This is a genomic window from Siccirubricoccus sp. G192 (assembly GCF_019084075.1).
In the GTDB taxonomy this organism is placed as follows: Bacteria; Pseudomonadota; Alphaproteobacteria; order Acetobacterales; family Acetobacteraceae; genus G192.
In genome coordinates this window covers 5390108-5410477 of record NZ_JAHREN010000001.1, presented here as the reverse complement: position 1 = coordinate 5410477, position 20370 = coordinate 5390108, and the positions used below count along the sequence as shown (strand labels likewise).

The following is a 20370-nucleotide window of genomic DNA, read 5'->3' as shown; positions in this document are numbered from 1 at the left end:
AGGGCAGGACCAATGACAGGCATAGGCCGCACCGGCATAGGCCGCACCGGCCGCCGCCCGCTGCTGCGCGGGCTGCTGGCCGCCCCCGCCCTGGCGCTGCCCGGCCGCGCCTTCGCGCAGGAGTTGCAGAACCGGCCGGTGGTGCTGGTAGCCGCGGCGCCCGCCGGCGGCGGCACCGATTTCAGCGCGCGGCTGATCTCGGACCCGCTCTCGGCCAGGCTCGGCGTGCCGGTCGTGGTGGAGAACCGGCCGGGCGGCAATGGCACCGTCGGCATGATGCCGGTCATCCGCGCCAGGCCGGACGGGCATGTGCTGATGGTGGGCTATTCCGGGCAGATGACCGGCAAGCCCGCGGTGGAGGGCATCGGCGAGATCGATCCCCGCCGGGACTTCACCTGTATCGCGCAGATCACCGACACGCCGCAGGTGATGATGGTGCACCCTTCCGTGCCGGTGCGGACGCTGCAGGAATTCGTGGCCTATGCGAAGGCGCGGCCGGGGCAGCTCAATTACGCTTCCGCCGGCAATGGCTCCCTGCATCATCTGGGCGGCGAATTGCTGAAGCAGCGCACCGGGATGGATCTGGTGCATATCCCCTATCGCGGCACCGGCGAGACCATGGCGGATCTCGTGGCCGGCCGGGTGCAGTTCTACATGAACTCGCCGCCGCCGGTGATCAGCTTCATCCGCGACGGGCGGCTGCGCGCCATCGCCACCACCGGGCAGCAGCGGCACCCGGCGCTGCCCGATGTGCCCTCCCTGCCGGAATCAGGGCTCAGCAACTATCCCGTGGATGTCTGGTATGCGCTCTATGGCCCGGCGCGGATGCCGGCGCCGCTGGTCGCGCGGCTGCAGCAGGAGGTGCAGGCGGTGCTGGCGGACCCCGCGGTGCAGCGCCGCGCCGAGGAGGCCGGCACCTTCGTCCGCTATACCGATGGCCGCGCGGTGTCCGAACGCCTGCACCGCGAGATCGATGCCTGGACCGAGGTGGTGCGGACGGTCGGCATCAAGCCGGATTGAGGTGGCGGTCCGATGACCGGCGGGCCTTGGCCCAGAGGTCTGAACCGGACCGCAAAAGGCCGCCTGGTGGCCGGCACCGCCTCAGGCGGCGGTGCCAAGCCGGGCCAGCACCTGGTCGATGAAGGCTTCCGTGCTGCCGAGATAGCCCGCCGGGTCGGTCAGCCGCTCGATCTCCGCGCGCGGCAGCTTCGCCGCCACCTGCTCGTCCCGCAGCAGCGCATCGGCCAGCGGGATGCCCATCTCCAGCGCCACGTCGCAGGCATGGTGCACCACATGATGCGCCTGGCCCCGGCCGAGCGCCGGGGCCAGGCCCATCATCACATGCTCGGACATGATGAGCCCGCCGGTGCTGTCGAGGTTGCGGCGCATCCGCACGGCATCCACCGTCAGCCCCTCGGCGATGCTGCGGGCCTGGGTCAGGGCGCCATGCGCCAGCAGGAAGGCCTGGCCGACCGCCAGCGGCTCCGCCTGCCAGGGCCCGGTGCCACGCTCCTGGTCCTGCGCCATGGCGGCCAGCATCTGCGGCACCAGGGCCTGCACGCCGCGCGTCTGCGCCAGGATGTATTCGCAGGCAATCGGGTTGCGCTTCTGCGGCATGGTGGAGGAGCCGCCGCGGCCCTCCTCGTGCGGCTCCGCTACCTCAGCCACCTCCGTCTGCATCAGCAGCATGACATCGGTGGCGAGCTTGGACAGCGTGCCGGTGAGCAGGCCGAGCCAGCACACCGCCTCGGCGATGCCGTCCCGCGCCACATGCCAGGGGATATCCGGCAGGGCGAGGTCCAGCTCCCGCCCCAATTCCCGCTGCACCGCGATTCCCTGCGGCCCGAGCGAGGCCAGGGTCCCGGCGGCGCCGCCGAATTGCAGCCGCAGCGCGCGCGGCCGCAACTGCGCCAGCCGCTCCCGCATGGTGATGAGGGGCGAAAGCCAGACCGCCACCTTGTAGCCGAAGGTGACGGGCAGCGCGTGCTGCAGATGCGTGCGCCCGGCCATGAGCGTGCCGCGATGCGCCTCCGCCATGCGCGCCAGCCCGGCAATCACCGCGGCCAGTTCGGCCTCCAGCAGCGCGAAGCCGTCGCGCATCTGCAAGACCACGGCGGTGTCCATGATATCCTGGGTGGTGGCGCCCCAATGCGTCCAGCGCCCGGCTTCCGGCCCGGCGAGGGCGGAGAGCTGCTTCACCAGCCCGACCACCGGATAGCCGGTATTGCGGGTGGCGGCAGCCAGCGCCGGCAGGTCCAGCCGCTCGGCCCGCGCCGCTTCGGTGATGGCCCGGGCGGCCTCCGCCGGCACGATGCCCAAGCGCGCCTGGGCCCGGGCGAGGGCGGCTTCCACGTCCAGCATATGCTGGAGCCAGGCCATCTCGCCCATGACGGTGCGCATCGCATCGGTGCCGTAGAGGGCGCCCAGGACCGGGGAATCGGCGGGGTTCACGGGCATGGTGGTCACGCTTCCCCCATCTCCCGCAGGGTCGCCTTGGCGATGCGGAGCGCGGTATTGGCGGCGGGCACCCCGCCATAGGCAGCGACCTGCAAGAGCACCTCCGCGATCTCCTCCGGCGTCACGCCGGTATTGCGCGTGGCGCGCACATGCAGCCGGAATTCCTCCTCATGGCCCAAGGCCGAGAGGATGCCGAGGCAGAGCAGGCTGCGGTCGCGGTAGGAGAGCCCCGGCCGGGTCCAGACACGGCCCCAGACGCCCTCCAGGATGAAGTCGCGGAAGGGCGCGTCGAGCGCGGTGAGCGCCGCCTCGGACCGTGCCACATGCGCGTCCCCGAGAATTCTCCGCCGCACCACCATGCCGGCTTCCGCGGCATCCGTGGGCAGCGCCACCTGCGCTTCCAGATGCGCCAGGATGGCCGCGGTGACGTGGTGTTCCTGCTCGAAATTCGGGATATGCGCCGCCTCCGGGATCACCACCAGGCGGCTGCCGGGAATCGCCTCATGGATTGCCTGCGCGGCGGCGGGCGGGGTGGAGGCATCGCGCTCGCCCACCAGCACGGTGGTGGGGCAGGTGATCCGCCCCAGCAGTTCCGCCGCCCGGCAATCCCGGAGCGCGGCGCCGCAACCCGCATAACCCACCGGGTCGGTGCCGAGCAGCATCCGCCGCAGCCCGTTGGAGGAGGCCAGCGACTGGTCCAGCACCCAGCGGCCCATGACCGCATCCACCACCGCCGCCATGCCGCCTTGCGCGACCGCATCCATCCGCTGCTGCCACATCTCCGGCGGGCCGAATTCCAGCGCGGTGTCGCAGGGCATCAGGGAGAGGGCGCGGCCGGGTGCCATCGCCGCCATCGCCATGGCGATGCGCCCGCCGATCGAGACGCCGCCGAGATGCGCCGCATGGATGCCGAGCGCATCCAGCAGCGCCAGCGCGTCCCCAGCCAGCATCGCCATGCTATAGGGGCCATGCGGTGCCTCGGTCAGCCCATGGCCGCGCATGTCCATGCGGATGATGCGGAAGCGCCGGGCCAGCGCTGCCGCCTGCGGGTCCCACATCTGCAGGGTGGTGCCGAGGGAATGCAGCAGCAGGACCGGCGGCGCATCCGCCGGCCCCTCCACCTGCGCATGGACCGTGATGTCGCCGAGCTGGAGAAACATCAAACCCGCTCCAGCACCATCGCGATCCCCTGGCCGACGCCGATGCACATGGTGGCCAGCGCGTAGCGGCCCTGGCGCCGGTGCAGTTCATGCACCGCCGTCTGCACCAGCCGCGCGCCGGACATGCCGAGCGGATGGCCGAGCGCGATGGCGCCGCCATTCGGGTTCACATGCTCGGCATCATCCGGCAGGCCGAGGTCGCGCGTCACCGCCAGGGCCTGGGCCGCGAAAGCCTCGTTCAGCTCGATCACGTCCATGTCGGAGAGGCTGAGCCCCGCCTTCTCCAGCACCCGCCGCGTCGCCGGCGCCGGGCCGAAGCCCATGATGCGCGGCGCGACGCCGGCCGTCGCCACCGCGACGATGCGGGCGCGGGGCGTGAGGCCGTGCTTCCGCGCCGCCCCTTCGCTGGCGACGATGATGGCGCAGGCGCCGTCGTTCACGCCGCTGGCATTGCCGGCCGTCACGCTGCCGCCCTCCTTGCGGAAGGGCGTGGGCAGCTTCGCCAGCGCCTCCAGCGTGGTGTCGGGGCGGAGGTGCTCGTCCTTCTCCACGCGGAGGGGGTCGCCCTTGCGGCGCGGGATCGTCACCGCGACGATCTCCTCGGCGAAACGGCCGCTGGCCTGCGCCTTGCCGGCGCGCTGCTGGCTGCGGAAGGCGAAGGCATCCTGGTCGGCGCGGCTGATCTGGAAGTCCTGCGCCACGTTCTCGGCGGTTTCCGGCATGGAATCCACGCCATGCGCGGACTTCATCTTCGGGTTGACGAAGCGCCAGCCGATCGTGGTGTCGAAGATCTCGGCCTGGCGCCCGAAGGCCTCGGTCTGCTTGCCCATGACGAAGGGGGCGCGGGTCATGCTCTCGACCCCGCCGGCCAGCATGAGGTCGGCCTCGCCCGCCTTGATGGCGCGGCCGGCGATGCCCACGGCATCCATGCCGGAGCCGCAGAGCCGGTTCACCGTGCTGCCGCCGATGCTGTCGGGCAGCCCGGCCAGCAGCAGGGCCATGCGGGCGACGTTGCGGTTGTCCTCGCCGGCCTGGTTGGCGCAGCCGAAGATCACATCCTCCACCGCCGCCCAATCGACGCCCGGGTTGCGCTCCTGCAACGCCTTCAGCGGGATGGCGCCGAGGTCGTCCGCGCGGACCGGGGCCAGGCCGCCGGCGTAACGGCCGATGGGGGTGCGGACGGCGTCGCAGATGAAGGCGTCGGCCATGGGGGGCGCTCCTCTCCGGGCAGGTTTGGCCGGACAGTCGCGCGCCGACTAAGCCGGGTCAACGGCCGCCTTCAGGCGAGCAGCCGCACCAGCCAGAGGCTCAGCGCCGGGAAGGCGGCCAGCAGCACCAGCCGCAGCAGGTCGGTGGCGATGAAGGGCAGCACCCCGCGATAGGTCCGGGCGATCGGCACGTCCCGCGCCAACGAGGAGACCACGAAGACATTCAGCCCGATAGGCGGCGCCGCCAGCCCGATTCCCACCACGACCAGCACCAGGATGCCGAACCAGATGGCGGTTTCCTCCTGGCCCGCCAGGCCGAAATCCAGCGCGGTGACGACCGGGAAGAAGATCGGCAGGGTGAGCAGGATCATCGCCAGCTCATCCATCACCGCGCCCAGCACGATGTAGGAGAACAGCAGGATCGCCAGCACTCCATAGGGCGGGAAATCCTGCTCGGTGATCCAGAGCGCCAGCAGGTCCGGCGCCTGGCTCAGCGCCAGGAAGGCGTTGAAGACCTCGGCGCCGAGCAGGATGACGAAGATCATCGCCGTGGTCTCGGCGGTGGCCAGCAGCGCGTCCCGCACCTCCCGCGCCCGCAGCGTGCCGCGCAGCAGCCCGACCGCCAGCACCGCGATGCAGCCGATGGCGGCGCTCTCGGTCGGGGTGAAGATGCCGCCATAGATGCCGCCCAGCACGATGAGCGCGATCAGCAGCACCGGGACGGTGTTCAGCATCGCCTCGCGCCGTTCCGAGCCGCTTGGCCGGGCGGCCGCCGGCACCAGCGCCGGGCGGCGCCGCGCCACCAGGGCGATCGCCAGCACGTAGCACAGCACCGCCAGCAGCCCGGGCACCAGCGCCGCCATGAAGAGCTTGGCGATGTTCTGCTCGGTGCTGATGGCATAGACCACCAGGATGATGGAGGGCGGGATCAGGATGCCGAGCGTGCCGCCCACCGCGACGGTGCCGGTGGCGAAGCCGGGGTCGTAGCCGTAGCGGCGCAATTCCGGCAGGGCGGCGCGGCCGATGGTGGCGGTGGTGGCCACGCTGCTGCCGCAGACCGCGCCGAAGCAGGCGCAGGCGCCGATCACGCTCATCGCCATGCCGCCGGGCCGGTGCCCGACCAGCGCATTGGCGGCAGCGAACAGGTCCCGCGCCAGCCCGCCGCGTTCCGCCAGCGCGCCCATCAGGATGAAGAGCGGGATGATCGACAGCGTGTAGCTGGCGAAGAGGTAATAGGGCGTGGTCTTCAGGTAGTTCAGCAGGGTCGCCGCATCGACGACCCAGAGATAGCCGCCGGCGCCGACCAGCAGCATGGCCAACCCGACCGGCGCGCGCAGCGCGATCAGCCCCAGCAGCGCCGCGAAGCCGGTGGCGGCGAGGGCGAATTCCGGCGCCATCAGCCGCCTCTCCGGATCAGCCGCACCGCCCAATACAGGGCCGCCAGCGCCGTCCCCGCGAAACCCAGAGCGCCGATGCCGACCGCCCACCAGGTCGGCAGGCCAAGCTGCATGGTGGTGGTGCCGGAGGCCAGCGTCTCCCGCGCGCCGACCCAGAGCCGCTCCGCCAGCACCGCGGCGACCACGGCCCATACCAGATTCCAGAAGGCATCCACCGCGCGCGTCACGCCGCGCGGCAGCCGGGTGGTGAAGCTATCGACGATGATGTTGGTCCGCATCAGTGTGCCATGGGCGAGGAAGCCCAGCACCGCGAGGCCGGAGCCGAGCGAGACCAGCTCGAAATCCCCCCGGCACCGGCTGGCTGGTCAGCCAGCGCTTCACCACGCTGGTGGTGGTGAGCAGCGCGGTCGCCAGCAGTACCAGTCCGCCGGCGAAGGCCAGCGCGGTGCCGAGCCTGGCGATGGGGCCGCGCGGCGGGCCCGGCTGGCCGGGCATGGCAGGCGTCAGTCCTGGCCCTCGCCGTGCTTCGCCACCAGCGCCCGCGCCTCGGCCAGCAGCGCGGCGCCGTCGAAGCCGCGGGCCTGGGCCAGCCAAGCCTCCTCCACCGGCCTGGTCGCCTGCACCCAGCGCGCCTTCTCCGCCTCGGTGATGGTGATGATCTGGTTGCCGCGCTTGCGCACCATCTCCTCCACCACGGGGCCGCGCTCGTCCCAGGGCCTGGCCGCCATTTCGGCCGCCGCCATGCCGCTATTGGCATCCAGCACCTGCCGCAGATCGGCCGGCAGGCCCTCGTATTTCGCGCGGTTCATGCCGAGAATGAAGGTGGTGATGTAGAGGGTCGGGCTGCCGGGCACCTCCGTATGGTTGCGCACCAGCTCATGCAGACGGATGGAGGGCACCACCTCCCAGGGCACCACGGCGCCGTCGATCACCCCCCTGGCTCAGCGCCTCCGGCACCTGCGGCACCGGCATGCCGACCGGCGCGGCGCCGAGCGCGCGCAGCGCCTCGCCGTTCAGGCGGGAGGGGAAACGCAGCTTCAGGCCGCGCAGGTCCTCCATGCTGCGGACCTCGCGGCGGGAATGGATCAGCCCCTCGCCATGGCCCCAGATGCAGAGGGGATGCACCTCGCGGAATTCCTCGCGCAGGTGCCTGTCGGCATATTCCTGCACCGCCTTGCAGTTCACGATCGCCCGCTTGTGCGAGACGAAGGGCAGTTCGAAGACCTCGATCCACGGGAAGCGGCCGGGGGTGGAGCCGGGCAGGGTCCAGGTGATGTCCGCCACGCCGTCCCGCGCCTGGTCGTAGAGCTGCGGCGGGGCGCCGCCGAGCTGCATCGAGGGGAAGATCTGGATGCGCAGCCGCCCGCCGCTCTCGGCCTGGATCTTCTGCGCCCAGGGGTTCAGGAAGAAGCGCTGCACATTGGAGACCGCCGGCAGGAAGTGGTGCAGCCGGAGCGTCACCTCCTGCGCCGCGGCGCGCGGGATGCGGAGCAGCGTGGGCGCGGCCAGCGCGGCGGCGCCGAGGGTGAGCAGGCGGCGGCGGTCGGGCATGGCGGTTCCCCCAATTCGTTCTGGGCTGTTTGTTCTTGGTTATGGGCGCGGCGCCCGATGGTTGCCCATCTCAACCGATATCGAGCGCCCGGCGCAACTCCCTCGCGCGGGCGCCCACCACCTCCGGCGCATCGCCCGGCCGGTAGAGCGCGCCGCCGATGCCGAAGCCGGCGGCCCCGGCAGCACGCCAGGGAGTGATCGTATCCGCCGCCATGCCGCCCACCGGCAGCACCAGCGTGCCTTTCGGCAGCACCGCCAGCAACGCCTTCAGCACGGCGGGGGAGGCGGCCTCGGCGGGAAAGAGCTTCAGCGCATCGGCGCCGGCGGCGAGCAGGGAGAAGGCTTCCGCCGGGGTGAAGAAGCCGGGCGCGGCGAGCATCCCGGCGGATTTCGCGGCGCGGACCAGGGCCGGGTCGGCATGCGGCGTCACCAGCAGCCTGCCGCCGGCCGTGGCGATCTCCGCCACCTGGCGCTCCGTCATCACCGTGCCGGCGCCGACCAGTGCCCGATCGCCGAGATGCGCGGCGAGGCGGCGGATGCTCTCCACCGGCTCGGGCGAGTTCATCGGCACTTCCAGCAGGGTGATTCCGGCACCGACCAGCGCCTCGCCCATCGCCACCGCCTCCTCCGGGCGGAGGCCGCGCAGGATGGCAATGAGGGGGCAGCGGGCAAGCCATTCGGCGAGGGTGGTCATGCAAGGGTCTTCCCGATCAGAGCCAGGCCGGCGGCGGCGATATCAGGGTCGTGCTGCCGGTGCGCCAGGCCGAATTCGCCGAAGGCCAGCGCATAGAGGCGGCAGAGGGTTTCCGAGCCGGCCAGATGCACCGGACCTTCCGGCATGCCTTCGGCCAGCGCCGCCCCCACCTCATGGCCGATCAGCAGGCCGGAGAGGTAGTCGTCCGTATCCTCGGCCGCCAGCTCGCCCATCAGGCCGAGCGCGCGGGTGCCGAAGAGGTGGTGCAGCAGCCCGCCCGGCTCCCGGGCGCGCCGCACCCCGCGCAGGAAGGCCGCATCGCCGCCGTTTCCAGGCCCGGCGAGGCGGCCGAGGATGCTGTGCTCCAGCAGCACGGCGCGGGTCTCGCCGGTCATCCGCGTGGCGAAGCCGGTGATGCGGCCGCCGCCGATCCGCGCCCATTTGCTGTGGGTGCCGGGCAAGCAGAGCAGCGCCGCCCTATCGCCAAGCTCGGCCAGCAGCCCGACCAGCTTGGTTTCCTCGCCGCGCATCACATCCGGCACGCCGGCGGCGTCGCGCGTGGTGAGGCCGGGCACCAGCAGGCAGCGGGCGCCGGGGAAATCCAGTGGCACCAAGGCCCCGGCAATCTCCGCCGGACCGGCGGGGCAGGCGAGGTAGGGCACTTCCTGCCAGCCCTGGCGGCTGCCGACCATGCCGCAGAGCAGCACGAGCGATTCGCCGGCCTCCAGCCAGGGGCGGATTTCCTGGTCCAGGATCGCCGGGAAACCGCCCGGCTCCACGGCGAGGATGCCCTGCGGGCTCTCCCGCCGGTCGAGGATGGCGCCGGCGGCATCCAGCCGATAGGCGCGCAGGCTGGTGGTGCCCCAATCGATGCCGATCATGGCGGCAGAGGTAGCAGGCACCGCCGCCGCCCGCATCCCGGCAATGCCGCCATCCCGATCACGGTCAGCCCATCGCCGCGCCCCCGGCCCCGATCCGCTCCAGCGGCCCCACCGCCCGTTCCAGCAGCGGCCGCACGTCGCGGGCGAAACGCTCGATGGAGCGCAGCGCCAGCGGCAGGGAGGAGCCGCCGGCCTGGGATTGCAGCAGGTAGTGGCAGGGCTCGGCGCGGCGGATCTCCTCCGCCATGCGTTCGGCGATCATCTCCGGGGAGCCGACCAGCATATGGCCGGCCATCTCCTCCAGGCTGGCCTCGCCGGGCCAGGGCTTCTCCACCAGCATGCTGCCCGCCATGGCCTGCTCGCGGTGACGGAGGCTCTGGGAGAGGCGGATCTGGTGGCGGACCTCATCGAGGAAGCCCGCCGCCTCGGCGCGGCTGTCGGTCACGCAGATATGGCGCAGCGCGGCGAAGCGCATGCGGCGGGGGTCCTGGCCCGCCTCGCGGTAGGTCGCCTCGAAGCGCTGGCGGGCGGCGGCCAGCATCTCCGCGGTGAAGTGCCGCGGCGTCACCATCACCACATACCCGCGCCGCGCCGCCAGCCGGTGCAATGCCGGGTTGTCGCCGGCCACCCAGACATCCGGCAGGCCGGCCATGGGGCGGGAAGCCACATGCGTCTCCGGCATCCGCAGATGGCGGCCCGCATAGCTGAAGGTCTCCTGCCCGACCGCCAGCTCCAGCATCTCCATGAATTCCAGCAGCTTTTCGGTGGAGTGGGAGAGGTCCTCGCCGAAGCGCTCGAATTCATAGGGCTGGTAGCCGCTGCCGATCCCCAGCACGAGCCGGCCATGGGTCAGGCTGTCCACCATGCCGATCTCGGAGAGCAGCCGCGCCGGCTGGTAGAGCGGCACGATCACCACGCCGCTGCCGAGCCTGATGCGGCTGGTCTCCCCGGCGCAGCGCGCCACCATCATCAGCGGCGAGGGGCAGACCGAGTAGTTGGAGAAATGGTGTTCGGCGAACCAGGAGATCGCGAAATCCGCCTGCTCCGCCGCCTTCACCTGCGCCACGGCGGCATCATAGATCTCATGCGGCGGCGTGCCCGGGCGGCGGTATCCCATGAGGTTGAACTGGCCGAAATGCATCCCTGGGCTTCCTCGGTTCCTGGTGATGGGCCTTGGCCGGGAGTGTCCGGCAAACCCCCCCGGCACCTCAACCCCGGGCGCCTCCGAAGCAGGTCGGGGCCGGGTCGTGATCCGCTGGCGCTTGCGCTCGGCCCCGCGCCGGGCCGACACTCCCCCTGCGGGCCAATGATGCCCCAAGGGAGGAGCCGCCATGAAACGCCTGCTGCTGGCCAGCGCCGGCCTCGCCGCGCTCACCGTTGCCGCCCGCGCCGAACTCGCGCTCTCGGTCAACGACAACAAGCTGGTGCTGGAGAATGGCGTGACCCGTGTGGTGCGCGACGCTGCGCCGGACACGCTCTCGGTCATCGATCTGGCGGCCAACCCGCCGGCGCTGCGCGCCGAGATCCCGGTACCCTCCAGCGTGGTCGGCCCGCCGCTCTCGGTCGCCATCACGCCGGATGAGCGGATGGCGCTGGCCACCGCCAACCAGCGGCCCGACCCGGCCGATCCCGGCAAGATGGTTCCCGGCATCACCATGGCGGTGATCGACCTCACCGCCAATCCGCCCCGCATCACCGCCACCGTGCCGACCGGCACCGCGCCCGCCGGCGTCTCCATCAACCGGGCCGGCACCATGGCGCTGGTGGCGAACCGGGCGGAGGGCACGGTCAGCATCTACCGCATCCAGGGCGGCCAGGTGACGCCGGCCGGCAAGGTCGAGATCGGCACCGTGGGCTCCGAGGTCAGCCATGTCGCCTTCACCCCGGATGGCCGCCATGCGCTGGTGACGCGCTATGGCGACCACATGGTCAATGTGCTGCAGATCGACGGCGATCGCGTCACCAAGCTCGACCGCCAGATCACCACGGGCGTCCGCCCCTATGGGCTGGCGATCACGCCGGATGGCCGCTGGGCGGTGGTGGCGAATATCGGCCGCGGCACCGGCGATGCCGATACGGTCAGCCTGATCGACCTGCAACGCGAGCCCTTCCGCATCGTCGATACCGTCAGCGTCGGCCAGACGCCTGAGGGCATCATGACCAGCCCGGACAGCCGCCATGTCGCGGTCACGGTGATGAATGGCTCCAACAAGCCCGCCGACTCGCCCTTCCACGGGCCGGGCCTGGTGAAGATGCTGCGGATCGACAACGGGCGGCTCTCGGTGGTCTCCGAGGCGCAGGTCGGCACTTGGTCCCAGGGCACCGCCTTCTCGCAGGACGGCCGCACCCTGCTGGTCGGCAACATGGTGGAGCGGAACGTGCAGGTGCTGCGGGTGGGGGAGGATGGCAAGCTCACCGATACCGGCACCCGCATCGGCGTCTCCGGCGGCTCGGCGGCGCTGCGGACCGCCGAGCGGGCCCGCTGAAACCCGGTGCGCCGATCCCGAAGCCCGCCGGGCAACGGGATCGTACTGGCGCACCGGACCTCATGGCCTGCCTGCCCCTGGCGCTCGCCGGTGACGTACAGGAGGCAGGATGCCAGCCGGTCGTGAGCGGCCGCCTCGCCACGCGGCCGCGGTATCGGTGAGGGCGGGTGCGCGCGGATGCCATGCTGCGCCGGTTCGGGCCTTTCGTCTTCGTCGGGCTCTGGTCCGGCGGCTTCACCGCGGTGCGGCTCGGCCTCGAACATGCCGAGCCGCTGACCCTGCAGGCGCTGCGTTACCTGGTGGTGGTGGCGGGGCTGCTGCCGCTGGCGGCGCTGCTGCGGCTGCGCCCGCCGCGGGGCGCGCTGTTGCGGCACCTGCTGCTGATGGGGCTGGTGGTGCAATTCGGCTATTTCGCCGCCTGCAACCTGGCCCAGTTCTGGGGCATGACGGCGGGCGGGCTGGCGCTCCTCATCGCCCTGCAACCCGTGCTGGTGGCACTGCTGGCGCCTGGGCTGGCGGGGGAGGCGGTGGGCGGCCGCGCCTGGGTGGGGCTGCTGCTCGGCCTCGCGGGGGCGGCGGCGGTGATCCTCAGCGGCTCGGCGGTGCGGGCGGAGGGCTGGCTTGGGCTCGGCTTCGCAGTGGCGGCACTCGGCACCATGACGGCGGGGGCGCTGCTGGAGAAGCACGGCGGCCAGCCCTGCCATCCGGTGATGGCCAATCTGGTGCTCTATGCGGTGGGGTTGCTGGCCACCCTGCCGGTCGCGGCGTTGACCGAGACTATGCGTGTCGATTGGGCGCCGGGGCTGGTGCTGCCGCTGGCCTATCTGGTGTTGGCCAATTCTCTCATCGCCACCAGTCTGCTGCTGGCGATGATCCGGCATGGCGGGGCGGCGCGGGTCTCCGCCCTGTTCTTCCTGGTGCCGCCGCTGGCGGCGCTGATCGCCTGGGGTGTGCTGGGGGAGGTGATGGCGCCGCTGGCCTGGGCCGGCACCGCGCTGGCGGCGGTCGGCGTGGCGCTGGCGCGGCGGGCCGGTTGACCGGCGGGGGCGCTGGTCCCTAGCCTCGGCCGGGGAACAACGGGTCCGGGAAAGGCATCCTCCAACCATGGCTCATCGTGGCTTGCGCTTCGGCATCTTCCTCGCGCCCTTCCACCGGGTGGGCGACAACCCGACCCTGGCGATCGCCCGCGACCTGGAACTGGTCACCTGGCTCGACCAGCTCGGCTATGACGAGGCCTGGATCGGCGAGCATCATTCGGCCGGCTGGGAGATCATCGCCAGCCCCGAGATCTTCATCGCCGCCGCGGCGGAACGCACGAAGCACATCATGCTCGGCTCCGGCGTCACCTCCTTGCCCTACCATCATCCGCTGCTGGTGGCGCAGCGCTTCGTGCAGCTCGACCACATGACGCGCGGCCGCGTCATGCTGGGCTGCGGCCCCGGCGCGCTGGTCTCCGACGCCTATATGATGGGCATCGATGCCGAGCAGCAGCGGCGCATGATGGATGAGAGCCTCGGCGCCATCATGCGGCTGCTGGCCTGCGACGAGCCGGTGACGATGAAGACCGATTGGTTCGAGCTGCGCGAGGCGCGGCTGCACCTGGCGCCCTATACCTATCCGCGCTTCCCGATCGCCGTCGCCTCCGTCACCACCCCCTCCGGCGTGCTGGCGGCGGCCAGGCACGGGGTTGGCATGCTCTCGATCGGCGCCGGCCTGCCCGGCGGGCCGCAGAAGCTGGCGGAGCATTGGCGGCTCGGCGAGTCCGAGGCGGCGAAGCACGGCAAGGTGATGGATCGCGCCGGCTGGAAGCTGGTGGTGAACATGCATTGCGCCGAGGATGACGAGACGGCGATGCGTGAGGTCCGCCATGGCGAGCGGCTGGAGACCTTGAGCTATTTCAGCGAGACCCTCGGCCGCCCGCCGATGCGGAGCGAGGACCCGCTCACCGATGGGCTGCGCGCCGGCACCACCCTGGTCGGCAGCCCGGAGACGGTGGCGAAAGGCATCGAGCGCATGCTGGCATTCACCGAGGGCGGCGCCGGTGGCGTGCTGTTCCGCAGCCATGAATGGGCCAACCGCGAGCAGACCATGCGGAGCTACGAGATGTTTGCCCGCTGGGTCATGCCGCGCTTCCAGCATTCCGTGGAGACCACCATCGGCTCCCGCGAATGGTGCAGCGAGAACCGCACCGGGATCTTCGGCCCGAGCATGGGCGCGCTGCGGAAAGCCTTCACCGATGCCGGGCAGGAGGTGCCGGACCACATGCGGATGCGCCTGCATACCGGCAAGGTGGAACTCTAGAGCGGATCGCCGCAGGGCAGAACCGCCCGGAGGCGTGAATCCGCTCTACAAGCAACGGACTACAGCGGCGTGCCGAACCATCAGTTCGGCACGCCGCTGTAGGACGCGCCCGACGCGCGACAAGGAGCACGGCGATGCGGAACTGGCTTGCGGTTGCGGCCCTGGGATCGGCCCTGGCCCTGCGTCCTGCGCCGCTCATCGCGCAGCCGCAGCAGGTGGCGGTCTGCCCCACCATGGCCCTGGTGCAGCAGACCCTGCAGAATCCCGGCGGCCCCCTGCCGGAGGGCTGCCGCTTGGTCACCGTCCGGCGGGTGGACTCGCCCGCCGGGCCGCTCTGCGCCGTCGATTTCAGCGAGGAGGGGCAGGGGCTTCTCGGCGACATCATCGACAGCGCCGTGCAGACCCGATGGTGGGCCGCCTGCGCCACCCTGAACCTGTCCTGAGCGGGGTTGGCGCCTGAACGCACCAGCGTCCGGGCGCCCGCGATCCGATCTACCCTGCCAGTTCCGGGATCACCCAGAGCGGCTTCTCGCCGCGCGTCACCCGCTGGCAATTGTCGAAGGCGTTGCGGAAGCGCGCCTGTTGGTTGTCCCAGGTGGGGCCGGCGAAATGCGGGGTCAGCACCACATTGTCCAGGCGGAACAGCGGGTTGTCCGCCTCCGGCGGTTCCTGGTCGAAGACATCGAGGCCGGCGCCGGCGATGACCCCCTGGGCCAGCGCCTCGGCCAGCGCCACCTCATCCACCACCGGGCCGCGGCAGGTATTGATGAGATAGGCGGTGGGCTTCATCTGCCGCAACTCCGCCGCGCCGATCATGTGGCGGGAGGCCGCGGTCAGCGGCACGTGGAGGGAGACGATGTCGGAGGTCCGCAGCACCTCGTTCATCAGCCGGAACCGCACCTCCAGCGCATCCTCCGCATCCTCGGAAAGCCGCGCCAGGTCGTAGTACTGCACCGCCATGCCGAAGGCATTGCCCAGCCGCGCCACCTTCTTGCCGATGGCGCCAAGCCCGATGATGCCGAGCGTCTTGCCGCGCAGCTCACACAATTTCGTGCCCGCCAGGTCGTTGCCGCGCCAGCGCCCGGCGGCGACGTTGCGGTGCTGCCAGACCAGCCGCCGGCAGACCGCCAGCATCAGCATGATGGCGTGTTCGGAGACGGCGGTGGGATTGGCGCCGCCATTGTTGCAGATCGGCACGCCGGCGCGGCGCGCCGCCTCGATGTCGCAGCGGTCGTAGCCGGCCGAGAGCAACTGCACCAGCTTGAGCTTCGGCGCCGTGCGGTAGAAGGCATCGTTGATCGCCGGGTCGCCGAAGCCGACCAGGCAATCCGCCTGCGCCGCGGCGGCGGCGAATTCCGGGCTGCCGGGCTTGGCCACCACCAGGTCGCAACCGGCCGGCAGCATCTCCCGCGCGATCTCGGTGGCGCTCAGCGCGCTGTCCATCATGATGATCCGGGTGGTCATGCGTTTCCTCCAGCTTGATGGCCGTGCGGCCCATTGCAGGGCATCCGCGCGATGCTGGCAATCCGGCCGCATCCCGTCTGCCCGGAGGCAACCGCGGCGGTCAGCCCCGCACCCGGTCCGACCAGAACCGCACCCCCTCGCGCGCCAGCCCGCCGCCGAGGCCGATCGCGGTGCCATCGGCGCGCCAGCAGGCGGCGCCCTCCAGCATGCCATCCGCATGGAAGCGGATGGCGCACATGCCGCCCGCCACATGCGGTAGCGCCACCACCTCATGCCCCATTCCGCGCAGCGCCGCCCGCACCGGCTCCGGCACGCCGGCCTCCACCTCCAGCGCCTGGCCCTGGGTCCAGACTCGCGGCGCCTCCACCGCCTCCTGCAGGCTCATGCCGTGGTCCAGCAGGTTCAGCAGCGCCTGCATGGCGGAGCCGAAGATGCGCAGCCCCCCGGGCAGGCCGAGCGCCACCAGCGGCTTGCCTTCCCGCAGCGCGATCAGCGGCGCCTGGCTGGTGCTGATGCGCTTGCCCGGCGCGATGGAGAGCGCATGGCCCGGCCGCGGGTCGAACAGCGCCATGTAGTTGTTGGGGATCAGCCCGACGCCGGGGACCAGGAAGCGGGCGCCGAACAGGCTGTTGATGGTATGGGTGGCGCAGACGATGCGGCCCTCGGCATCGGCCACGGTGAGATGCGTGGTATTGGGGCTCTCCCCTGCCGCGACGCCGGCGCTCCAGGCACGGGCGCGCGCGGGGTCGAGCAGGGCCCGGCGCTCCAGGGCATAGGATTTGGATAGCAGCCGCGCCACCGGCACCTGCACGAAATCCGGGTCGGCGGTGGCGGCGGCGCGGTCGGCGAAGGCCATCTTCAGCGCCTCGGCCAGCAGGTGCAGCGTGGGCGCCGTGCCGAAGCCGAGCGCGCCGAGGTCGAACCCTTCCAGCAGGTTCAGCATCTGGATCACGTGCACGCCGCCAGAGGAGGGCGGCGGCGGCCCCACCACCTCCACGCCGCGATAGGTACCGCGCACCGGCTGGCGCTCCACCGTCCGGGCGTCGCGGAGGTCGGCCTCGTCCAGCACGCCGCCGAGCCGCGCCACATGGGTGGCGACGGCGGCGCCGATCGACCCGCCATGCAGCGCGCCGGGGCCTTCCCGCGCGATGCTCCGCAGCGTCTCGGCATAGTCGCCCTGGACCAGCCGGCTGCCGGGCCGCAGCGGCGCGCCATCGGGCAGGAACAGCGCCGCGATGGCGGCATCGCGCGCCAGGTCCGGCGCCGCATCGGCGGCGCATTCGGCGAGATAGGGCGTGGCCGGGAAGCCCCTCGCGGCGAGGCGGATCGCCGGCTGCATCACATCGGCCAGTGGCAGGCTGCCGAAGCGCGCCAGCGCCTCGCACCAGGCCAGCAGGTTGCCGGGGGTGGCGACGGAGCGGGCGCCGACCGCATTCTCCCGCCCCACCGTCTCCAGCGCCGCCGGCCACTCCTGGGAGACCGGGGTGTACATGTCCGGCCGCCCCGCCGCCGGCACGGTGGAGAGCCCGTCGATGACGGTGTGGCTGCCATCCGGCAGGCGGAAATGCGCCATGCCGCCGCCCAGCAGCCCCACCATCATCGGCTCCACCACCGTCAGCGCGAAGAGCGCCGCCACGGCGGCATCCACCGCATTGCCGCCGCCGGCCAGCATCTCGGCCCCGGCGGCGGAGGCGAGCGGGTGGTTCGTCACCACCATGCCGCGGGAGCCGGTGGCGGGGCGCTTCTCGCAAGTGAAGGGGCTGCCGGCGCGGGCGCGCCAATCCGTCTCGGGCATGGGCAAGGTCATCCAGGGTTGCGGGGGAGGAGCCTCGCCTCACCCGGGGCGCCGCGCAAGCCGGCGGACGGATCGCGCGGGCTTTCCTGGCCGTGCCCCTCCCGCCGCGATACCCTTGCGCCGAATTGCGGGAGGCCGCCATGCCCCGGCCCGTCCCCCGCCGCACCGCCCTGGCGCTCCCCGCCGCGACGCTGGCGGGGGGGCGGTCCTGGCGCAGACCGGCCCCATGCCAGGACAAGGAGAGGCCATGGCCGGCAATATGATCGATCCTGCCACCGACATGCTGGGCGTGGTGGATGTGCAGCCCACCTTCATGCCGGGCGGCGAGCTTCCCGTGGTGGAGGGCGATGCGGTGGTGCCGGTGATCAACCGCCTGCTCGCCGGTCCCTTCCTGCACGCCTTCGCCACCCAGGACTGGCATCCGCGCGGGCATCTCTCCTTCGCCAGTTCGCATCCCGGAAGGAAGCCTTTCGAGAGCATCGAGGCCTCCTACGGTCCGCAGACCCTGTGGCCCGATCATGCCGTGCAGGGCAGCGCCAATGCCGCCCTGCACCGCGACCTCGACCAGAGGCGGATCGAGTTGATCGTCCGGAAAGGCTTCCGGCGGGAGATCGACAGCTATTCCACTTTCCTGGAGAACGACCGCAGGACCGGTACCGGCCTCGATGCCTGGCTGAAGGCGCGTGGCGTGACGCGACTGTTCCTCTGCGGCCTCGCTACGGATTTCTGCGTCGCCTGGTCAGCGGAGAATGCGGTGCATTTCGGCTTCACCACCATCGTGGTGGAGGATGCCTGCCGCGGCATCGGCCTGCCGCTGCCCTCCGGCGGCACCACCATGGATGCGGCGCGGACGCGGCTGGAGGGACTCGGCGTGCGCTTCGTCACCAGCCACGACCTGCTCGCCTGATCAGAAGGCGCGGCTCAGCCCGGCGAAGACCCCGCGCCTGGTGCCGAATTGCGGCGCGCCGACGCCGATGCCGCTGCCATCGCGCAACTGGTAGCGCTCGTCGAACAGGTTCACCACGTCGAGCCGCGCGGTCCAGCGCCCGCCATCGGGCAGGTCGAAATCCTGGCTCAGGCCGAGGTTGAAGGTGGCGTAGGGCGAGAGCTTCTCGCTATTGGCGAAGCCGCGCCGCAGCCCGTTGCCATAGAGCATGGTGGCGGAAAGCCGCGTGCCCTCGGTCGCCCGCCAGACCGCGCCGGCCGAGCCGGTGATGAGCTGGTCATGGTCGGTGCGGACGTATTTGCGGCTGATATGGTCCAGCTCCTCCGGCTCGAAGAGGTATTGCGCGGAGCGGATGTCGCGCCCGGCGGAGCGGCTGAGCGCCAGGTTGCTATAGAGCAGCCAGCGCTCGCTCCGCCAATTGCCGGAGAATTCCACGCCATAGACCCGCCCCTGCCGGTAGTTGAAGGGCGTGAAGATCAGCGCCTTGCCGAACTGCCCGTAATCCAGCAGGTCCTGGACGTCCTTGTAATAGGCATCGACGCCAAGGGTCAGATGCTCCCCCAGCCGCTGCGAGGCGCCGATATCGAAGCGATGCGCGCGTTCCGGGCGCACCGGGTCGTTCTGCAGGCTGAAGGGCGCATTGGTGGTGTTCTCGAATTGCTGCAGCGTGGGGGTGGTGACCAGCTCCTGCTGCGGCGGCGTGAAGGTGCGGGCATAGCCGGCATGGAAGCTGGTGCCGGGGGCCGGGCGCCAGACCAGGTTGGCGCGCGGCGAGAGCTGCCCGGCCACCACATACTGCACCATCTGGTCCGCCCGCAGGCCGAGATTGAGCGTCAGGCTTTCGCTGATCCGCCATTCGTCCTGCACATAGGCGCCGTAGAGCCAGCCCACCCGGCTGCTGCGGTCCACCAGGGTGAAGGGATCGTCCAGCGCATCCCCGTTCGCATCCAGCGGCAGCACCGTGGTCTGGCTATGGGTGCGGCTGCTCTCACGCGAGGCCAGGAAGCCGGCGCGCAGCGTATGGGTCGCGCTCGCCCGCCAGGCGGCATCGGCCTGCGCCCCGGTGGTGAGGCTGGCGCGCAGCACATCGGAGGCGACGCCGTTGAACAGCATCTCCCCCACCACGCTCGGCACGTAATGGATCGAGCTGTAGCGGGTGAAGCCCGCCAGTTGCAGGTCCAGATCGCCGAGGGATTTCTGCACCGCCGCGACGCCATACCAATTGCGCTCCCATTGCCGGGCGCGGAGATCGGTGCTGTCGAAGGTGGATTGGCCGAAGGCGGTGAATTCCGGTTGCAGCCCGGGCGTATTCGGGATGCGGAAGCGGTTCAGCGAGGTGCCGGCGATGACCGAGAGCCGGGTGGTCTCGTCCAATTGCCGCGCCGCATAGGCGAGGCCGCGGGTCTGCTGCGTCTGGTCGTTCAGCGCGGTGCGGCTGCCGGTCGGGTTCTCGATCCCCTGGTCGCTGCGGAAGAAGGACCCGGTGGCGAAGACATCCCAGCCCTGCACCACCCCGGCCCAGCCCGCATGCGGCTGGATGGTGCCGCGCGAGCCGCCATAGACCCCGATGCTGCCGCCGGGATCGAGCGCGCCGCTGCGGGTCTCGAGGTCGATCACCGCATTGGTGCGGAAGCCGAATTGCGCGGGCAGGGCGCCGGTCAGCACCGCGACGCTGCGCAGCGACCGGGCATCCAGCACTTGGCCGAAGCCGGAGAGCCCCTCCGGCAGCACCACGCCGTTCAGCCGATATTGCAGGTTGCGGTGCTCGCCGCGCACATGGATGTCGCCGAAACTGTCCTGCACCACGCCCGGCGTCTGCAACAGGACTTGATTCAGCGGCGCATTGCCGCCCTGCGGCAGCGCCTCGATCGTCTCGCGGTCGATCTGCACCTCGCGGGCGCCGAAGCGGGTCAGGATATCCTGCCGGGCGGCCACGGCGCGCTGCGCCTGCACCACCAGCTCCGGCAGGACGGCCTCGGTCCCGGCCGGCTGGGCCATAGCGGGAGGCGCGAGAAGCAATGGGACGAGGG

Annotated in this window: 20 protein-coding genes; 6 read left to right on the top strand and 14 right to left on the bottom strand. The window is 71.4% G+C overall.

The genetic code is table 11. The features are described 5' to 3' along the window. The first annotated feature begins 12 nt into the window (after nucleotides 1-12). Nucleotides 13-1020, top strand: a complete 1008-nt coding sequence (locus KSF81_RS26120; protein ID WP_217381456.1) for a tripartite tricarboxylate transporter substrate binding protein — start codon at nucleotides 13-15, stop codon at nucleotides 1018-1020. An 81-nt stretch (nucleotides 1021-1101) separates the two neighbouring features. Here the strand turns inward: KSF81_RS26120 and pcaB are convergent, their stop codons facing one another. From pcaB to KSF81_RS26075, 11 genes are all read right to left on the bottom strand, one after another. Next, nucleotides 1102-2457: a 3-carboxy-cis,cis-muconate cycloisomerase gene (gene pcaB / locus KSF81_RS26115; RefSeq protein ID WP_217381859.1), complete on the bottom strand. Its 1356-nt coding sequence runs from the start codon at nucleotides 2455-2457 to the stop codon at nucleotides 1102-1104. 5 nt (nucleotides 2458-2462) lie between these two features. Next, nucleotides 2463-3617, bottom strand: a complete 1155-nt coding sequence (locus KSF81_RS26110; RefSeq protein ID WP_217381455.1) for an alpha/beta fold hydrolase — start codon at nucleotides 3615-3617, stop codon at nucleotides 2463-2465. Beyond that, nucleotides 3617-4825, bottom strand: coding sequence for a 3-oxoadipyl-CoA thiolase (pcaF, locus tag KSF81_RS26105; protein ID WP_217381454.1), 1209 nt, complete (start codon nucleotides 4823-4825; stop codon nucleotides 3617-3619). The genes KSF81_RS26110 and pcaF overlap by 1 nt, the downstream gene beginning before the upstream one ends. 71 nt (nucleotides 4826-4896) lie before the next feature. Next, nucleotides 4897-6222, bottom strand: a complete 1326-nt coding sequence (locus KSF81_RS26100; protein ID WP_217381453.1) for a TRAP transporter large permease — start codon at nucleotides 6220-6222, stop codon at nucleotides 4897-4899. Then, entirely contained in the window at nucleotides 6222-6500 is a 279-nt protein-coding gene (locus tag KSF81_RS30590) for a TRAP transporter small permease subunit (protein ID WP_375293358.1), read from the bottom strand. The genes KSF81_RS26100 and KSF81_RS30590 overlap by 1 nt, the downstream gene beginning before the upstream one ends. Beyond that, nucleotides 6475-6717: a hypothetical protein gene (locus tag KSF81_RS30585; protein WP_254454297.1), complete on the bottom strand. Its 243-nt coding sequence runs from the start codon at nucleotides 6715-6717 to the stop codon at nucleotides 6475-6477. Before KSF81_RS30585 ends, KSF81_RS30590 begins: the two co-directional genes overlap by 26 nt. Before the next feature lie 8 nt (nucleotides 6718-6725). Beyond that, the gene (locus tag KSF81_RS30580; RefSeq protein WP_309139676.1) at nucleotides 6726-7154 is read right to left on the bottom strand and encodes a hypothetical protein; all 429 of its coding nucleotides are present in this window, start codon (nucleotides 7152-7154) and stop codon (nucleotides 6726-6728) included. After that, nucleotides 7099-7773, bottom strand: a complete 675-nt coding sequence (dctP, locus tag KSF81_RS30575; RefSeq protein WP_254453755.1) for a TRAP transporter substrate-binding protein DctP — start codon at nucleotides 7771-7773, stop codon at nucleotides 7099-7101. The genes KSF81_RS30580 and dctP overlap by 56 nt, the downstream gene beginning before the upstream one ends. A 70-nt stretch (nucleotides 7774-7843) precedes the next feature. Beyond that, nucleotides 7844-8467: a 2-dehydro-3-deoxy-6-phosphogalactonate aldolase gene (locus tag KSF81_RS26085; protein WP_217381452.1), complete on the bottom strand. Its 624-nt coding sequence runs from the start codon at nucleotides 8465-8467 to the stop codon at nucleotides 7844-7846. Then, nucleotides 8464-9369, bottom strand: a complete 906-nt coding sequence (locus KSF81_RS26080; RefSeq protein ID WP_217381451.1) for a 2-dehydro-3-deoxygalactonokinase — start codon at nucleotides 9367-9369, stop codon at nucleotides 8464-8466. Before KSF81_RS26080 ends, KSF81_RS26085 begins: the two co-directional genes overlap by 4 nt. 43 nt (nucleotides 9370-9412) lie before the next feature. Further along, a complete protein-coding gene (locus tag KSF81_RS26075; protein WP_217381450.1) occupies nucleotides 9413-10489 on the bottom strand; it encodes an LLM class flavin-dependent oxidoreductase in 1077 nt (358 codons plus the stop codon). Nucleotides 10490-10679: 190 nt separating this feature from the next. Here KSF81_RS26075 and KSF81_RS26070 point away from each other — a divergent pair, with 190 nt between their 5' ends. The 4 genes from KSF81_RS26070 (at nucleotide 10680) to KSF81_RS26055 (ending at nucleotide 14578) form a co-directional block, all read left to right on the top strand. After that, a complete protein-coding gene (locus KSF81_RS26070; protein ID WP_217381449.1) occupies nucleotides 10680-11834 on the top strand; it encodes a YncE family protein in 1155 nt (384 codons plus the stop codon). A gap of 182 nt (nucleotides 11835-12016) precedes the next feature. Next, on the top strand, nucleotides 12017-12871 hold the full coding sequence (locus KSF81_RS26065; protein WP_217381448.1) for a DMT family transporter: 855 nt from the start codon (nucleotides 12017-12019) through the stop codon (nucleotides 12869-12871). Between the two features lie 67 nt (nucleotides 12872-12938). Beyond that, a complete protein-coding gene (locus tag KSF81_RS26060; protein ID WP_217381447.1) occupies nucleotides 12939-14135 on the top strand; it encodes an LLM class flavin-dependent oxidoreductase in 1197 nt (398 codons plus the stop codon). Between the two features lie 134 nt (nucleotides 14136-14269). Next, the gene (locus KSF81_RS26055) at nucleotides 14270-14578 is read left to right on the top strand and encodes a hypothetical protein (protein ID WP_217381446.1); all 309 of its coding nucleotides are present in this window, start codon (nucleotides 14270-14272) and stop codon (nucleotides 14576-14578) included. Nucleotides 14579-14627: 49 nt separating this feature from the next. On the opposite strand, the gene KSF81_RS26050 is transcribed toward KSF81_RS26055, so the two are convergent. Both KSF81_RS26050 and ggt read right to left on the bottom strand, forming a co-directional pair. Continuing rightward, nucleotides 14628-15599: a 2-hydroxyacid dehydrogenase gene (locus KSF81_RS26050; RefSeq protein WP_217381445.1), complete on the bottom strand. Its 972-nt coding sequence runs from the start codon at nucleotides 15597-15599 to the stop codon at nucleotides 14628-14630. A gap of 100 nt (nucleotides 15600-15699) precedes the next feature. Beyond that, nucleotides 15700-17394, bottom strand: coding sequence for a gamma-glutamyltransferase (gene ggt, locus KSF81_RS26045; protein ID WP_254453754.1), 1695 nt, complete (start codon nucleotides 17392-17394; stop codon nucleotides 15700-15702). A gap of 247 nt (nucleotides 17395-17641) precedes the next feature. Between ggt and pncA the strand changes: the two genes are divergently transcribed. Beyond that, on the top strand, nucleotides 17642-18301 hold the full coding sequence (gene pncA, locus KSF81_RS26040; RefSeq protein ID WP_217381444.1) for a bifunctional nicotinamidase/pyrazinamidase: 660 nt from the start codon (nucleotides 17642-17644) through the stop codon (nucleotides 18299-18301). Here pncA and KSF81_RS26035 read toward each other — a convergent pair whose 3' ends face one another. Further along, nucleotides 18302-20338 (bottom strand): TonB-dependent receptor, encoded by a 2037-nt coding sequence (locus KSF81_RS26035; RefSeq protein WP_217381443.1) that lies wholly within the window; start codon nucleotides 20336-20338, stop codon nucleotides 18302-18304. Nucleotides 20339-20370: the final 32 nt, after the last annotated feature.

Excerpts from the sequence above, each read along its gene's own strand:
- KSF81_RS26120 (WP_217381456.1), top strand. The coding sequence starts at position 13 with ATGACAGGCATAGGCCGCACCGGCATAGGCCGCACCGGCCGCCGCCCG.
- dctP (WP_254453755.1), bottom strand. The coding sequence starts at position 7,773 with ATGCCCGACCGCCGCCGCCTGCTCACCCTCGGCGCCGCCGCGCTGGCC.
- KSF81_RS30590 (WP_375293358.1), bottom strand. The coding sequence starts at position 6,500 with ATGCGGACCAACATCATCGTCGATAGCTTCACCACCCGGCTGCCGCGC.
- KSF81_RS26070 (WP_217381449.1), top strand. The coding sequence starts at position 10,680 with ATGAAACGCCTGCTGCTGGCCAGCGCCGGCCTCGCCGCGCTCACCGTT.
- pcaB (WP_217381859.1), bottom strand. The coding sequence starts at position 2,457 with ATGCCCGTGAACCCCGCCGATTCCCCGGTCCTGGGCGCCCTCTACGGC.
- KSF81_RS26035 (WP_217381443.1), bottom strand. The coding sequence starts at position 20,338 with ATGGCCCAGCCGGCCGGGACCGAGGCCGTCCTGCCGGAGCTGGTGGTG.
- pncA (WP_217381444.1), top strand. The coding sequence starts at position 17,642 with ATGGCCGGCAATATGATCGATCCTGCCACCGACATGCTGGGCGTGGTG.
- KSF81_RS30585 (WP_254454297.1), bottom strand. The coding sequence starts at position 6,717 with ATGCCCGGCCAGCCGGGCCCGCCGCGCGGCCCCATCGCCAGGCTCGGC.
- KSF81_RS26085 (WP_217381452.1), bottom strand. The coding sequence starts at position 8,467 with ATGACCACCCTCGCCGAATGGCTTGCCCGCTGCCCCCTCATTGCCATC.
- KSF81_RS26055 (WP_217381446.1), top strand. The coding sequence starts at position 14,270 with ATGCGGAACTGGCTTGCGGTTGCGGCCCTGGGATCGGCCCTGGCCCTG.
- KSF81_RS26060 (WP_217381447.1), top strand. The coding sequence starts at position 12,939 with ATGGCTCATCGTGGCTTGCGCTTCGGCATCTTCCTCGCGCCCTTCCAC.
- KSF81_RS26050 (WP_217381445.1), bottom strand. The coding sequence starts at position 15,599 with ATGACCACCCGGATCATCATGATGGACAGCGCGCTGAGCGCCACCGAG.
- ggt (WP_254453754.1), bottom strand. The coding sequence starts at position 17,394 with ATGCCCGAGACGGATTGGCGCGCCCGCGCCGGCAGCCCCTTCACTTGC.
- KSF81_RS26110 (WP_217381455.1), bottom strand. The coding sequence starts at position 3,617 with ATGTTTCTCCAGCTCGGCGACATCACGGTCCATGCGCAGGTGGAGGGG.
- KSF81_RS26065 (WP_217381448.1), top strand. The coding sequence starts at position 12,017 with ATGCTGCGCCGGTTCGGGCCTTTCGTCTTCGTCGGGCTCTGGTCCGGC.
- pcaF (WP_217381454.1), bottom strand. The coding sequence starts at position 4,825 with ATGGCCGACGCCTTCATCTGCGACGCCGTCCGCACCCCCATCGGCCGT.
- KSF81_RS26100 (WP_217381453.1), bottom strand. The coding sequence starts at position 6,222 with ATGGCGCCGGAATTCGCCCTCGCCGCCACCGGCTTCGCGGCGCTGCTG.
- KSF81_RS26075 (WP_217381450.1), bottom strand. The coding sequence starts at position 10,489 with ATGCATTTCGGCCAGTTCAACCTCATGGGATACCGCCGCCCGGGCACG.